The sequence below is a fragment of the [Mycobacterium] manitobense genome (assembly GCF_025821665.1).
Lineage (GTDB): Bacteria > Actinomycetota > Actinomycetes > Mycobacteriales > Mycobacteriaceae > Mycobacterium > Mycobacterium arseniciresistens.
Map to the genome: position 1 here is coordinate 1 of NZ_JACKSJ010000079.1, position 14,930 is coordinate 14,930.

The window sequence follows — 14,930 nt, forward strand, 5'->3', positions numbered from 1 at the left end:
CGCCGCGCCGACGGCCGGCTGGCACTCGGCACCGCCGACGGCGCGGTGGTCACCCTGGCGCCCGCCGCCGCGCCGACGGCCGGCTGGCACTCGGCACCGCCGACGGCGCGGTGGTCACCCTGGCGCCCGCGGACGGCGACACCGCCGCGGTGGCCGCGGAACTGAAGATCTTCGCCCGCGTCGACGCCCTTGCGGCACAGGGCGACACCATGGTGGTCCTCGACCGCGGGCAGACGTCGGTGACCACCGTCGACGCGTCCGGCACCGACGCCCGGCACGCGCTGCGCGCCGGTGAGGGCGCCACCACGATGGCCGTCGACCCGGCGGGGCGGGTGCTGGTGGCCGACACCCGCGGCGACGGGCTGCTGGTGTTCGGCACCGACCCGCTGATCCTGCGCCAGCGCTACCCGGTGCGCGGGGCGCCCTACGGGCTGGCCGCCTCACCGACGCTGTCCTGGGTGTCGCAGACTGCCACCAACACGGTCATTGGATACGATCTGGCAACTGGCATCCCGGTGGAAAAGGTGCGATATCGGACCGTGCGGCAACCCGACTCCCTGGCCTTCGACGACGCGTCGGGCACGCTGTATGTCGTGTCCGGTGCGGGAGACGGTGTCCAGGTGATCGCGAACGCGGCGGCGGGCGGGCCGTGAGTGCCATGCACCGCGGCCGGATGCCGCAGGGCTGGGAGGGCGACCTCTCCGACGACTACGAGTGGGTGCCGTTGCGGCTGCCACCCGACGTCACCCGGCTGACCGCGTCGATCCGGCTGTCCATCGAAGCCGAATACCGCGGCTGGGAACTGACCCGGGTGCGGGCCTACACCGACGGCAGCCGACGGGTGTTGCTGCGCCGCAAGAAGACCGCGGGCATCACCGATCAGCCGGGACAGTGACCGGGTGATCTACCGCGCAGTCCGCCGGCTGCTGTTCTCGGTGTCTGCCGAACGCGTGCACACCTGGGTGTTCGGCCTGCTGCGCGCCGTCACGGCGGTGGCCCCGTTGCGCGCCGCGCTGACGCGCTGGCTCGCTCCGCGCGACCCGGTGTTGGCCACCACGGTGTTCGGGGTGCGGTTCCCCGGCCCGCTCGGCCTGGCCGCCGGCTTCGACAAGGACGGCCGCGGTGTGCGCACCTGGCCCGCGCTGGGCTTCGGCTACGCCGAGGTGGGCACCGTGACCGCGCACCCGCAACCCGGCAACCCGCAGCCGCGGCTGTTCCGGTTGCCCGAGGACCGCGCACTGCTCAACCGGATGGGCTTCAACAACTCCGGTGCGGCCGAGCTGGCGCAGCGGCTGGCGCGGGCGCGACCCGCCGCCCCCGTCGGCGTCAACATCGGCAAGACGAAGGCCACCGCGGCCGAGGACGCCGTCGCCGACTACACCGAGAGTGCCCGGCACGTCGGGCCGGTGGCCGCGTTCGTCGTCGTCAACGTCAGCTCCCCCAACACCCCGGGGCTGCGCGACCTGCAGGCGGTCGACTCGCTGCGGCCCATCCTCGCCGCGGTCCGTGCCCAGACGACGGCTCCGGTGCTGGTGAAGATCGCGCCCGACCTCGAAGACGGCGACATCGACCAGATCGCCGATCTCGCAGTCGAACTCGGCCTTGCGGGCATCGTCGCGACGAACACGACGGTGTCGCGGGAGCAGCTGCACACTCCCGGCGCGACCGACCTGGGCGCAGGCGGCGTGTCCGGGCCGCCGGTCGCGCAGCGTTCGGCCGAGGTGCTGCGCCGGCTGTACCGGCGCGTCGGCGACCGCCTGGTGCTGGTGAGCGTCGGCGGCATCGAGACCGCCGACGACGCGTGGGACCGCATCACCGCGGGCGCCTCACTTCTGCAGGGCTACACCGGCTTCATCTACGGCGGCGGCCTGTGGGCCAAGCACATCCACGACGGCCTGGCCCGCCGCCTGCATGACGGCGGGTTCGCGTCACTGGCCGAGGCGGTCGGCACGGCGGCCGACTGACATCACTTCTGTTCGTGGGTTCCGGTGATCAGGGCGCGGGCGATCGCGTGGGAGAAGAGATTGAAACCGAGGTAGGCCGGCGTGGCCTCGGCGGGCACCTCGAGCTTTTCGACGTCCACGGCGTGCACCGCGATGATGTACCGGTGCGGGCCGTGCCCGGGGGGCGGTGCCGCACCGATGAACCGCTGCAGGCCGGCGTCGTTGGACAGCGTGACCGCGTCACCGGGGAAGCCCTTGCTGCTGCCGTCGCCGACGCCTTCGGGGAGGTCGGTGACGGTCGCGGGCAGGTTGAACACCGCCCAGTGCCAGAACCCCGAACCGGTCGGCGCGTCGGGGTCGTACATCGTCACGGCGAAGCTGCGGGTCTCCTCAGGGAAGCCCGACCAGCTCAGCTGCGGCGAGACGTCCGAGCCGCCTGCGCCCATGATGCCGCTGACCTGATCGTTGGACAGCGGTTCGCCGTCGGTCACCGACTCCGAGGTCAGCGTGAAGGTGGGCAGCTTCGGCAGGAACTCGTAGGGGTCGTACGGGAAGGCCATGATGTCCTTTCGATGACGGAAACGGGACGGAACCCGGCTCAGCAGTGCTCGAGGAAGTGTTCGAGCACCCGGGCGCCGAATTCGAGCGCGTCGACGGGCACCCGCTCGTCGACACCGTGGAACAACGCCGAGAAATCGAGATCCGGCGGCAGCCGCAACGGCGCGAAGCCGAAGCAGCGAATCCCCAACTTGGCGAACGCTTTCGCGTCGGTACCGCCGGAGAGCATGTACGGCACCGTGCGGGCGTCCGGGTCGAGGGTGAGCAGCGCGGCATTCATCGCGTCGACCAGGTCACCGTCGAAACTCGTCTCGTAGGAGTCGAGATCGCGCTCCCAGGTGCGGGTGACGTGCGGGCCGATCAGCTCGTCGACCTCCCGCTCGAACGCCTCCTTGCGGCCGGGCAGCACGCGGCAGTCCACCACCGCCTCGGCGGTCGCCGGGATGACGTTCGCCTTGTAGCCGGCCTTGAGCATCGTCGGATTGGCGGTGTCGCGCAGCGTCGCGCCGACGATCCGGGCGATTCCACCCAGTTTGGCGATCGAACCCTCGAGATCCGGCGAGTCCACGTCGAACGTGTACCCGGTTTCCTCGGCGACCGCGCTCAGGAACTGCTCGACGGTGTCGGTGAGCACCAGCGGGAACCGGTGGCGGCCCAGCCGCGCCACCGCCTCGGCGATCAGCGTGACCGCGTTGTCGTCGTGCACCATCGAGCCGTGGCCTGCGCGCGCGCGTGCCGACAGCCGCATCCACGACAGGCCCTTCTCCGCGGTCTCGATGAGGTAGAGCCTGCGCTCACCGCCGTCGCGGCGCGGCACGGTCAGCGAGAACCCGCCCACCTCGCCGATGGCCTCGGTGACGCCCTCGAATAGATCGGGCCGGTGCTGGATGAGCCACTGGGCGCCGTAGGTGCCGCCGTGCTCCTCGTCGGAGACGAACGCGAACACCAGATCGCGGGGCGGCACGATGCCCGCACGCTTGAAGTGCCGGGCGACGGCGATCATCATGCCGCACATGTCCTTCATGTCGACCGCGCCGCGGCCCCACACGTAGCCGTCCTCGATCGCCCCGGAGAACGGGTGCACGCTCCAGTCCGCGGGTTCGGCGGGCACCACGTCGAGGTGGCCGTGGATCATCAGCGCGCCCCTCGACCGGTCGGCGCCGGGCAGCCGGGCGAACACATTGCCCCGGCCGGGTGCGCCCGCCTCGACGTACTCGGTCTTGTAGCCGACCTCCTCGAGCTTCTGCCCCACCCAGCGGGCGCATTCCTCCTCGCCCTTGGTGGTGGCGGGGTCGCCGGTGTTGGAGGTGTCGAACCGGATCAACGCGCTGACGAGTTCGACGACCTCGTGGGATGCGTCCGGGGCTGAAGTCACAGTCACCATTCGTACCACCCGGCCCGGCCTCGGGTTTGGGTCCGGGCCACGCCATCCGTTAGCCTTAGTCGCTCACTGACGGTCCGAGTGGCGGAATGGCAGACGCGCTAGCTTGAGGTGCTAGTGCCCTATTAACGGGCGTGGGGGTTCAAGTCCCCCCTCGGACACCAGAACTCTCAGTACACGTCGCGGACGTAGCGTTTCGACGCCACCAGCTCACGCTTGTAGTCGTGGGCCTGTTCATTCGTCATCCCGCCGTGCTTGCGGATGATCGCGGTCAGGGCATCGTCGACGTCGCGCGCCATCCGCGTGGCGTCGCCGCAGACGTAGAAGTGCGCACCGTCCTGCAGCCGCCGCCACACCTCGGCGCCGCGCTCGAGCATCCGGTGCTGGACGTACACCCTGTCCTTCTGGTCCCGGGAGAACGCCAGGTCCAACTCCAGGAAGCCGTCGCTGACCATGTGCTCGAGGTCGTCGCGGTAGTAGAAGTCGGTCTCGCGGTGCTGGTCGCCGAAGAACAGCCAGTTGCGCCCGGTGTGGCCGAGCGCGCGGCGCTCCTGCAGGAACCCCCGGAACGGTGCGATGCCGGTGCCGGGGCCGACCATGATCATCGGGGTGTCCGCATCCTCCGGCGGGCGGAAGTGCGGTGAGCGCTGCAGGAACACCGGCACCGGCGCGTCGGCGGCGCGGTCGGCGAGGAATGTCGAGCACACGCCGCCGCGGCGGCCGCCGTCGGTGCCGTGGTAGCGCACCACGGACACCGTCAGCTGCACCTCGTTCGGGCTGACCAACGGGCTCGACGAGATGGAGTAGTTGCGCGGCGTCAGGCGGACCAGCACCTCCTGCCACTGCGCCGGGTCGGCGTGCACCGCGAACTCGCGGACGATGTCCAGCCCGTCGCGGGTGGCGAGCCGCTTGTCGAGCTTGTCCTTCGGCGCCCGCAGCGGCCGCGCGTCACGGCTGTTCTCGGCGACGAACCGCAGCAGGTTTGGCGTGACCTTGCGGATGTCGTAACAGGTGGCCAGCGCGTCGCGCAGAGGCTGTTCGGCGCCGTCCACCTCGACCACCTGCTCCCCGCGCAGGCCGGTGGCCGACAACCACCCGTCGACCACCGCGGGATCGTTGCGGGCGAACACCCCGAGCGAATCTCCGACGCCGTAGCCGACACCGAACTGCGAGATGTCGAATCCGAACAGCCGCACCTCTTTCGCCGAGGACGGGCCGTTGAGCACCACGTTGCGGCTCAGCGGTGCCTGCACGGGCTTGGCGCGGGTGAACGGCTCGGCGACGGTGGCAGGCCGGGTGATCGTCGTGGTGCCGCCGCGGGCCGCGCCGGTCGGTGTGGACCCAGCACCGAGCAGGGCGACGACGTCCTCGGTCCAGTTCTGCATCGGTTCCTCGTCGTACGCTTCGCATTCCGCGCGGCTGCGCAGCCTGGTGGCGCCGAGCGCGGCCAGCCGGTCGTCCAGCGAGCGGGCATGCCCGCAGAAGTCGTCGTACGCCCGGTCCCCGATCCCCAGCACGGCGAAGCGGACACCGTCGAGGGCGGGGGCCTGCGCCGACTCCAGGCGGCTCCAGAAGTCCGCGCCGTTGTCCGGCGGGCCGCCGTCGCCGAAGGTGCTGGTGACCACCAGCACGTCGCGGGCCGTCGTGAGATCGGTGACCGCCACGTCGTCCATGTTGCGTAGCTGCGCGGCAGCGAGTTTCGCGGCGACCCGGCCCGCCACCTCCTCGGCGTTGCCGGTCTGCGACGCCCACAGCACCAGCGGTCCTCCCCCGGCGGGTGCGGCCTCGGCCGCGGCGGGCGCGGCACCGACCCGGGAGTAGCGCCCGGCCAGCACACCGTCGATCCACAGCCGTACGTCGGCGCGCACCGGGGCGTGCGCGGGCAGCACCGGAACTCCGCTGGGGTGATCACCCAGCGCACCGAGAAATGCGGCGAGGTAGAGCTTCTCGTCGTCGGTCAGGGTCGGCTTGCGGGTTCGCCCGATGCCCTGTTCGGCGACGAGCGGATGGCCGGCCGGGGTGCCGACCGGCTTCACCGGGCGCATGCTGATCGCGCACACCTTGAACTCCGGTTGCAGCGACTCGGGGTCGACGGCGTCGTTGGTCAGGGCGTTGATGGTCAGGTACTCGCCGTGTTCGTCGTTCCAGTGGAACGGCACGAAGCAGCTGCCGGGTCGCACCCGGTCGGTCACCACCGCGGGCAGCACGGCACGGCCGCGCCGGGAGGCGAGTTCCACCGACGTCCCGTCGGTGATCTCGAGGGCCACCGCGTCGACGGGATGGATCTCGACGAACGGGCCACTGTTGAGCTTGTTGAGCTTGTCCACCTTGCCGGTCTTGGTCATGGTGTGCCACTGGTGTTGCAGCCGACCGGTGTTCAGCACGATCGGGTAGTCGGTGTCGGGCAGTTCGTCGGCGTCGACGTGCGGTCGTGGGAAGAACACCGCCCGCCGGGACGGCGTCGCGAACGCCAGCCGGGGCGTGGCGCCGTCCTCGTCGACGAGGAGGTGCTGGCTGACACCGTCGTTGAGGTAGCGGATCGGGTGCCGGTCGGTGTCGCCGCCGGGCAACCCGTGCGGCGGCACCGGCCACTGCAGCGGTGTCTGGCGGAGCCGGTCGTAGCTGACGCCGCGCAGGTCGTAGCCCGTCCGCAGATTGGTGAATCCGGTGATCTCGTCGATGATCTCGGCACTGCTGCGGTAGTCGAAGTGCTCGCCGAAGCCGAGCTGGGCGGCGATGTCGCAGATCAGCTGCCAGTCCGGGCGGGCCTGTCCGGCCGGCGGGATCGACTGCTGCAGCAGCGTCATCGTGCGGTCGGAGTTGATCATCACCGCGTCCGATTCGGCCCACAGCGTGGCGGGCAGCACGATGTCGGCGTAGCGGTTGGTCGCGTTGTCCCGGTAGGTGTCCTGGGTGATCACCAGTTCGGCGGCCTCGAGTCCCGCGATCGTGGTCTTGCGGTTCGGCATGGTGGCCACCGGATTGGTGCAGATGATCCAGCACGCCTTGATCTCGCCCGCGGCGAGCCGTTCGAACATGTCGACCGCGCCCGGCCCGAACTCGCTGCGGATGGTGTCCGGCGGCAGACCCCACTTCTGTTCGACGAACGCCCGGTCGTCGGCGGAGACCACCGACCGCTGGCCGGGCAGGCCGGGGCCCATGTAGCCCATCTCACGCCCGCCCATGGCGTTGGGCTGACCGGTCAGCGACATCGGCCCGGTGCCGGGGCGGCAGATCGCGCCGGTCGCCAGGTGCAGATTGCAGATCGCGTTGGTGTTCCAGGTGCCGTGGGTGCTCTGGTTCATTCCCACCGCCCAGCAGGTCATCCAGTCGCCGGCCTCGGCGATCATCGCGGCGGCCAACCGGAGGTCCGACTCGCCGATCCCGGTGATCTCCGACACCCGCGCGGGCGGATAGTCCGCCAGGAACGGGCGCATCTGCTCCCAGCCCTCGGTGTGCTCGGCGATGAACTGCTCGTCGATGTCGCCGCTCTCCACCAGCAGGTGCAGCAGGCCGTTGAGCAGCGCGAGGTCGGTGCCCGGCTTGATCTGCAGGAACAGGTCCGCTTTCTCGGCGGTGGTGGTGCGCCGGGGATCGACGACGATCAGCTTGGCGCCCGCCTTGAGCCGGTCGGCCATGCGCAGGTAGAGGATCGGGTGACAGTCGGCCATGTTGGACCCGATGACGAAGAACAGGTTCGTCAGGTCGAAGTCGGTGTACGACCCGGGTGGGCCGTCGGAGCCGAGGGACTGCTTGTAGCCGGTGCCCGCGCTGGCCATGCAGAGCCGCGAGTTCGACTCCAGGTACTTGGTTCGCAGGAAGCCCTTAGCGAGTTTGGTTGCCAGATACTGGGATTCGAGTGACATCTGCCCGGAGACGTACAGTGCGACCGCGTCCGGTCCGTACTTGTCGACGATGGCCCGCAACCGCCGGCCGGCTTCGGCGATCGCGTCGTCCACGGGCACCGGCACCGGTTCGTCGTCGCGCCCCGGCCGCAGCAGCCCCGACTTCAGCCGCCCCTCGTCGGCCCGCATCATCTCGGCGTGGGTGGCGCCCTTGGTGCACAACCGGCCCGCGTTGGTCGGGTGCAGCTTGTCCCCCGACACGCGGGCGATCACCGGGTGGTCGGCGTCACCGTCGGTCTGCACCTCGATGCCGCAGCCGACGCCGCAGTACGAGCATGCCGTCCTGGTCACCGCCATGACCCCAATGGTGTGCGGGTCCTGTTCCGGTTCGTTTCCGGTGACGTTATCGGGAGGAAAACTGGTGCTCACCGCCGTCACGCGGCCTTGGTGAGCCGCATCTGCGCTGGTCAGCCCGTCGATGCCGGGGCGGGAACGCGGCCGATGTGTTCTCCGCCACCCGCCTTGGCCGTCTGCATCCGCAAGAAGACGACCCAGGTCACGATCGCGCAGACCACGTAGAAGCCCATGAACACCCAGAACGCGTTGGTGGCCGACTTCGCGTCGCCGACGTAGGACGCGCGCAGCACGATGTTGATGAACACACCGCCGAGGGCACCGACCGCTCCGGCGAACCCGATCAGCGCACCGGACATGCTGCGCGACCAGGCCGCCTTCTCCGCCGGGCTCCACTCGTCGTGGCCCTGGGCCTTCGCCTCGAAGATCGACGGGATCATCTTGTACGTCGAACCGTTGCCGATCCCGGACAGGATGAACAGCATGATGAAGCCGGCCACGTAGCACGCCATCTGCCCGCCGGTCGGCGCGCCGGCCGTGCCGTCGTCGATCATGCCGGTGGTCACCAGGATCCCGGCGGCGAACGTCATCGCGACGAAGGTGTACAGCGTGATCCGTCCGCCGCCGATCCGGTCGGCGAGCTTGCCGCCGAACGGCCGCGAGATGGAGCCGAGAAGCGGCCCGATGAACGAGATCTGCGCGGCGTGCAGCGAGGCCTGCGCCGCGGTGTCGCCGCCGGCGAGGTAGTTGATCTGCAGCACCTGCCCGAAGGCGAACGAGAATCCGATGAACGACCCGAACGTGCCGATGTAGAGGAAGCTCATCACCCAGGAGTGCTGGTAGCGCAGCGCTTCGGCGAGCGCACCGAGGTTGGACCGCTGGTTGCCGAGGTTGTCCATGAACAGCGCGGCGCCGACCGCGGCCGCGGCGATCAGCACGAGGTAGGTGGCACAGACGATTTCGGGAGCGGTGTTGCCGACGGTGGCGATCACGAGCAGTCCGACCAGCTGGATCACGGGGACGCCGATGTTGCCGCCGCCGGCGTTCAGGCCCAGCGCCCAGCCCTTGAGCCGCTGCGGGTAGAAGGCGTTGATGTTGGTCATCGACGAGGCGAAGTTGCCGCCGCCGAAGCCCGCGAACGCGGCCACCACCATGAACGTGGTGTAGGACGTGCCCGGATTCTTCATCACGTACCACGTCATGAGCGTCGGGATCAGCAGCAGCAGCGCACTGACGATCGTCCAGTTGCGGCCGCCGAACCGGGCGGGCGCGATGGTGTACGGGATGCGCATGAAGGCGCCGATCAGGGTCGGCATCGCCACCAGGTAGAACTTGCCCGCCGGGTCGATGCCGTAGACGTCCTGCGGCATGAACAGCACCATCACCGACCAGATCGACCAGATCGAGAAGCCGACATGCTCGGCGAAGATCGACCAGATCAGGTTGCGCTTGGCGATCTTGTTCCCGCCCGAGTTCCACGCCTCGACGTCCTCGGCGTCCCAGTGTGCGATGTCGCGGCTCATGCCATCTGTCTACTGCCGGGCCGTTCCGCGGCCGTTGCCCCCCGGTGTCGGCTGTGTCAACTCGCGCTCACACCCGCGCTGCGGGCTGCTGTGCACAACGAGATCCACGGCCGACTCCGCGACGAAACCACCACGAAACAATCGCCGCCTAGTCATGGAGCATGAGCGACGGCAGCATTCCCCGATTCATGCAGGGCGCCTTCGAGTTCGAGGGCAACGGCCTCACCAAGCCCGCGCCGATCGACGAAGCCCTGCGATACACGGTGCCCGCCGGGTCGGTGACCCAGCCGGTGTACTTCCGCGGCGGCAACTCCAGCGACGAGATGGTCACCGTGGTGCTGATGCGCGATGGTGCGCCGATGCGGTACTTCCCCATCGCCGCCAAGGGCGCCACCCATGTCGCGCTGCGGGTGGTCGAGGACCTGCTCGGTGACACCGTGCTCGAACTGTTCGTCGCCGCGCCTGCGGGCTGTTCGGGCACCGTCGTCGTCGACCTCGGACTGGTGGAGGTCTGATGCGCAGGCTGGTGGTGGTCGGCAACGGCATGGCGGGCGTGCGCGCCATCGAGGAGATCCTCGCCAGGGGTGGCGGTGAGATGTTCGACATCACCGTCTTCGGCGACGAACCGTACGGCAACTACAACCGGATCCTGCTGTCGAACGTGCTGGCGGGCAGCCAGGACGTCGAGGCCGACGCCGGGGAGATCTACCTCAACGCGCTGGACTGGTACGCCGACAACGGCATCGAACTCCGGGCCGGGGTGCGGGTGGTCCGCATCGACCGGTTCGCCCGCCTGGTGTACGCCGACGACGGCACCGTGTTGCACTACGACGATCTGGTGCTCGCCACCGGCAGCCGGTCGTTCTTCCCACCCATGGCGGGGCTGTGGGCCGACGACACGACGCTGACCGACGGGGTGTTCGGGTTCCGCACCCTCGACGACTGCATGGGCATGATCGACGAGGCGCAGCACCGCACCAGGGCCGTGGTGATCGGCGGCGGCCTACTGGGTCTCGAGGCCGCTCGCGGGCTGCAGAACCGTGGTCTGGCAGTGGATGTCGTGCATGCGGGCCCGGTGCTGATGAACGCGCAACTCGACGTCACGGCGGGCGCCATCCTTCGGCGGTCGGTGGAGGCACTCGGCATCACCGTGCACACCGAGAAGCGCACCACCGAGGTGCTCACCGACGACTCCGCCAGACTGTCCGGGATCGTGTTCTCCGACGGGTCGACCATCGACTGCGACATGCTGGTGATCGCGGCGGGCATCCGGCCCAATGTCGGCCTGGCGCAACGGGCCGGGCTGACCGTCGAACGCGCGATCGTTGTCGACGATCACATGCGCTCGGTCGACGACGGGCACATCTACGTCGTCGGCGAGTGCGCCCAGCACCGCGGCCAGGTGTACGGGCTGGTGGCTCCGCTGTGGGAGCAGGCCGGGGTGCTGGCCGACCAGCTGACCGGGTCGAACCCGGCGGCGGCGTACCACGGGTCGCGCACCGCGACCAAGCTCAAGGTGGCCGGCGTCGACGTGGCGTCGATGGGCCTCAAGGCGCCGGAGCAGCCCGACGACGAATTCGTCCAGTACTCCGAGCCCCGGCACGGGGTCTACAAGACGATCGTCATCCGGGACGGGAAGCTGGTGGGCGCCACCCTTCTCGGCGACGTCAGCAAGGTGTCGTTCCTCACCCAGGCCTTCGACAGCGGGTTGCCGCTCCCCGACGAGCGGGTGTCGCTGATGTTCGACATCGGCACCCCCGACGTCGCGGTGGGCGTCGCCGAGCTCGCCGACGACGCCCAGATCTGCAACTGCAACGGGGTCAGCAAGGGCGCGCTGGTCGGCTGTGTCCGCGGCGGCGAGACGTCGGTTTCGGGCGTGATGGCGAAGACGAAGGCGGGCAAGGGCTGCGGCTCGTGTAAGGAGCTGGTGGGCCAGGTCGTCGAATGGGCGGCAGGCGGCGCGGTCAGTGAGGACCCGTCGGCGTCGTGGTACGTGCCCGGGGTGCCCTACGACAAGCCGACGCTGATGCGCCACATCCGCGAGCTCGAACTCCATTCGGTGTCTTCGGTGTTCGCCGCGCTGGCGCCCGACGGGCGCGAGGACGCGGGGTCGAAGATGGCGCTGGCGTCGCTGCTGGAGACGATGTGGGCCGACGAGTACGTCGACGAGCGCGACGCCCGGTTCATCAACGACCGGGTGCACGCCAACATTCAGCGCGACGGCACGTTCTCGGTGGTGCCGCAGATGAAGGGCGGCGTGACCGACGTCGCGCAGCTGCGCACGATCGCCGACGTCGCGGAGAAGTACGCGATTCCGATGATCAAGCTGACCGGTGGCCAGCGCATCGACCTGCTCGGGATACGCAAGGAGGATCTGCCCGCGGTGTGGGCGGATCTCGACATGCCGTCGGGCTACGCGTACGGCAAGAGCTTCCGGACCGTCAAAACCTGTGTCGGCAGCGACTTCTGCCGCTTCGGGCTGGGCGACTCGACGGCGCTGGGCATCGCGATCGAGGAGCGCTTCCAGGGTCTGGCGAGCCCCGCGAAGATGAAACTGGCCGTCACCGGATGCCCGCGCAACTGCGCGGAGGCGTTGTGCAAGGACCTCGGCGTGGTGGCGGTGGACGGCGGCCGGTGGGAGATTTACGTCGGCGGGGCGGCGGGTGCGCACATCCGCAAGGGCGACCTGCTGGCGACCGTCGACGACCCGCAGACGGTGATCACCCTGACCGGACGCTTCCTGCAGTACTACCGGGAGAACGCGAACTGGCTGGAGCGCACCTACGCGTTCGTGCCGAGGGTGGGCATCGAGCACCTGCGGGCGGTGGTGGTGGACGACGCCGAGGGCATCGCGGCGGGACTGGACGAGAGGATGCAGAAGTCGGTGGACGCCTACCGCGACCCGTGGCGGGACGGACAGGACCCGGTGACCGAAGGACAGTTCCGGCCGTCGCTGCCGCTGCTGCCGCTTCCCCTGGTGCCGGTGCGATGAGCGCTTGCGCGAAGAGCCGAGGACTGCGATGAGCGCTTGCGTGAAGAGCCGAGGACTGCGATGAGCGCTTGCGCGAAGAGCCGAGGACTGCGATGAGCGTCGACATCGGCTCGCTGGACGAGGTACCGGTCGGCGAGGGACGCACGTACTCGGTGCGCGGCGAGCAGATCGCGGTGTTCCGGCTGCGCGACGGCACGCTGCGGGCGATCGGCGCGGTGTGCCCGCACCGCGGCGGACCGCTGGCCGACGGACTCGCCGACGACCGCGTCGTGGTCTGCCCGCTGCACGGGCACACCTTCGATCTCTGCGACGGGCGCGAGGCCGCCGGCGCCGACATGTCGGTGCGCAGCTTCCCCGTCGAGGCCGTCGACGGAACCATCCGCATCACGCTCTGATCCCCGCGGGAATACCCGGCCGGCCGGCACAGTTCGGTGACATATCACGCAATCCGGCCAGGCTGAAGGAGCACGTCATGAGTTACGCGATCATCGGAGCGGGAAACATCGGCACGGCCGTCGCAGGGCATTTCGCCCGTACCGGCACCGACGTCGGACTGGCCGCCTCACGCGGCATCGAGGCGGTCCGCGGCGTCGCGGACGCGATCGGACCGAACGTCATCCCGTCCGAGGTGTCCGACGCGCTGGCGGCCGACGTCGTCATCCTCGCCGTCCCGTTCGAGGCGGTGCAGGGACTGGTCGGCTCGGTGCCGGATTGGCAGGACCGCATCATCGTCGACGCCACCAATGCCATCGACTACCGCGACTTCTCCCCCGCCGACCTCGGCGGGCGGGCGTCGTCCGACGTCGTCGAGGAGTGGGCCACCGGTGCCAGGGTGGTCAAGGCCTTCGGCCACACCTGGGCCAAGGTGCTGGCGCGCGAACCCGGCGACGGCCACGGCGGCCGCCGCGTGCTGTTCGTGTCCGGCAACCACCCGGAGGCGAACGCCACTGTGGCCGAGCTGATCTCCGACCTCGGATTCGAGGCGCTCGATCTGGGCCGCAACGACGGCGGCGGACTGCTGCAGCAGTTCGGCGGGCCGTTGACCACCAAGAGCTTCATCTCGCAGGCCATCGGGGGCGCGGGGCCGGCCGAGATGGATCTCGTCTAGTCCGGCTCGCGGGCAGCTGTCCGGGCGGAGACGGTACACGATTTCGTTATCAGGTTTGCGGTGCATCGTGACCATGGCTCGCGGTCCACATCGCTTCGTTGCCGCCTGCCCTGCCTCACCATGCATGTATGCGTCATTCGAAGGTATGCACGGTGCTCTTGGGCATCTGCCTGCTCGTCGCCGGATGCACCACGACGAGCAATGCCACGTCCGCCGCGCCGACGAGCGCCCGTTTCGCCATTCCGCGTCCCCTCGTCGAGCGTGAGTTGGCGGGACTGCTTCTCACACCGGAGGAGGCGGCCGCCGCGATGGGATCGCCCGGCATGATGGTCACCGAATCTCAGACCGCGATGTCCGACAACAGCGCGATCATGGCACCCGCGGAGTGTCTCGCCATCGACGGCGCCGCGGAGGCGCTGGTGTACGCGGGCAGCGACTTCCAGGCCATACGCGATCAGAGCCTCAACAACGGTGACGATTTCACCCACTACCTCAAGCAGGCAGTGGTGCAGTTCCCCTACCTCGAGAAGGCCGCCGCCTTCTTCGAGACATCGGTCGACCAGTGGCCGAACTGCCACCACTACGTGCACACCCAGAGCGGGTCACGCTGGGATGTCGGAGAACTCAGGACCGACGACGACATCCTGAGCACCAACGTCGTTCAGCAGGAAGCCGCCGCACCGGGTTGGGGGTGCGGCCGGGCGTTGGCCCTGCGCAACAACGTCATCATCGACGTCAACACGTGCAGCGCCGACCCCGCGGACTCGGCGGTGAGGATCGCCGATCTGATCGGAGACAAGGTCCTGGCACAGTGGTGACGGCTCAGCCTTCCGCGGGCTTGACCGCCAGCACCGGCTTCGGGCACTCCAGCAGGACCCGTTGCGCCACACTGCCCATCAGCAGCTTGCCCACCGGGTTGCGGTGCCGGAGCCCGATGACGAGCAGTTCGGCCTCGTCGCGGTCCATCGCACGGACCAGTTCCTCGGCGGCGTCCACACCGACGGGCTGGCTGAGCTCGAACGGCACCCCGCAGTCGGTCAGCCTCGCCTCGACGTCGTGCACCTCGCTCTCCTGGGCGAAGCGCTTGTCGACGTAGGACTCGCCGGAGGTGGCGTTGATCACCAGCAGGCCGGTGTCTCGGCGCTTGGCCTCGGTGATGCCGTGTTCGAGTGCGGCGCGGCCGAACTCGTCGGCCGAGTATCCAACCACGATCATTGATTCTCTCC

13 protein-coding genes and 1 tRNA gene are annotated in these 14,930 nt (G+C 69.4%); 9 read left to right on the forward strand and 5 right to left on the reverse strand.

The window, feature by feature from the left end; all coding sequences use genetic code 11:
* The 3 genes from H7I41_RS10280 to H7I41_RS10290 all read left to right on the forward strand — a co-directional run.
* Window positions 1-653 (forward strand): YncE family protein (locus H7I41_RS10280; RefSeq protein WP_372503721.1); only part of this gene is annotated, 653 nt, incomplete at its 5' end.
* Between the two features lie 5 nt (window positions 654-658).
* Complete coding sequence (locus H7I41_RS10285) at window positions 659-895, forward strand: DUF5703 family protein (RefSeq protein WP_264012514.1); 237 nt, start codon at window positions 659-661, stop codon at window positions 893-895.
* A gap of 7 nt (window positions 896-902) precedes the next feature.
* Window positions 903-1,964: a quinone-dependent dihydroorotate dehydrogenase gene (locus H7I41_RS10290; RefSeq protein ID WP_264012515.1), complete on the forward strand. Its 1,062-nt coding sequence runs from the start codon at window positions 903-905 to the stop codon at window positions 1,962-1,964.
* Between the two features lie 2 nt (window positions 1,965-1,966).
* On the opposite strand, the gene H7I41_RS10295 is transcribed toward H7I41_RS10290, so the two are convergent.
* Entirely contained in the window at window positions 1,967-2,503 is a 537-nt protein-coding gene (locus tag H7I41_RS10295; RefSeq protein WP_264012478.1) for a YbhB/YbcL family Raf kinase inhibitor-like protein, read from the reverse strand.
* Window positions 2,504-2,541: 38 nt separating this feature from the next.
* Window positions 2,542-3,885, reverse strand: a complete 1,344-nt coding sequence (locus H7I41_RS10300; protein ID WP_264012479.1) for a M20/M25/M40 family metallo-hydrolase — start codon at window positions 3,883-3,885, stop codon at window positions 2,542-2,544.
* A gap of 72 nt (window positions 3,886-3,957) precedes the next feature.
* Between H7I41_RS10300 and H7I41_RS10305 the strand changes: the two genes are divergently transcribed.
* Window positions 3,958-4,046: transfer RNA gene (locus H7I41_RS10305), tRNA-Leu, on the forward strand.
* A 6-nt stretch (window positions 4,047-4,052) separates the two neighbouring features.
* On the opposite strand, the gene H7I41_RS10310 is transcribed toward H7I41_RS10305, so the two are convergent.
* Complete coding sequence (locus tag H7I41_RS10310; RefSeq protein ID WP_264012480.1) at window positions 4,053-8,084, reverse strand: bifunctional nitrate reductase/sulfite reductase flavoprotein subunit alpha; 4,032 nt, start codon at window positions 8,082-8,084, stop codon at window positions 4,053-4,055.
* Window positions 8,085-8,194: 110 nt separating this feature from the next.
* Window positions 8,195-9,604, reverse strand: coding sequence for a nitrate/nitrite transporter (locus H7I41_RS10315; protein ID WP_264012481.1), 1,410 nt, complete (start codon window positions 9,602-9,604; stop codon window positions 8,195-8,197).
* A gap of 161 nt (window positions 9,605-9,765) precedes the next feature.
* Between H7I41_RS10315 and H7I41_RS10320 the strand changes: the two genes are divergently transcribed.
* From H7I41_RS10320 to H7I41_RS10340, 5 genes are all read left to right on the forward strand, one after another.
* A complete protein-coding gene (locus H7I41_RS10320; protein ID WP_264012482.1) occupies window positions 9,766-10,119 on the forward strand; it encodes a molybdopterin oxidoreductase in 354 nt (117 codons plus the stop codon).
* Window positions 10,119-12,596: a nitrite reductase large subunit NirB gene (gene nirB / locus H7I41_RS10325; protein ID WP_264012483.1), complete on the forward strand. Its 2,478-nt coding sequence runs from the start codon at window positions 10,119-10,121 to the stop codon at window positions 12,594-12,596. Before H7I41_RS10320 ends, nirB begins: the two co-directional genes overlap by 1 nt.
* A gap of 92 nt (window positions 12,597-12,688) precedes the next feature.
* The gene (locus H7I41_RS10330) at window positions 12,689-12,991 is read left to right on the forward strand and encodes a Rieske (2Fe-2S) protein (RefSeq protein WP_264012484.1); all 303 of its coding nucleotides are present in this window, start codon (window positions 12,689-12,691) and stop codon (window positions 12,989-12,991) included.
* Window positions 12,992-13,068: 77 nt separating this feature from the next.
* On the forward strand, window positions 13,069-13,704 hold the full coding sequence (locus H7I41_RS10335; RefSeq protein ID WP_264012485.1) for an NADPH-dependent F420 reductase: 636 nt from the start codon (window positions 13,069-13,071) through the stop codon (window positions 13,702-13,704).
* A 128-nt stretch (window positions 13,705-13,832) separates the two neighbouring features.
* Window positions 13,833-14,522 carry a sensor domain-containing protein gene (locus H7I41_RS10340; RefSeq protein WP_264012486.1) on the forward strand — a complete coding sequence of 230 codons (690 nt, stop codon included), beginning with the start codon at window positions 13,833-13,835 and terminating at the stop codon, window positions 14,520-14,522.
* A 4-nt stretch (window positions 14,523-14,526) separates the two neighbouring features.
* Here the strand turns inward: H7I41_RS10340 and H7I41_RS10345 are convergent, their stop codons facing one another.
* Complete coding sequence (locus tag H7I41_RS10345; protein WP_264012487.1) at window positions 14,527-14,919, reverse strand: universal stress protein; 393 nt, start codon at window positions 14,917-14,919, stop codon at window positions 14,527-14,529.
* Between the last annotated feature and the right edge of the window lie 11 nt (window positions 14,920-14,930).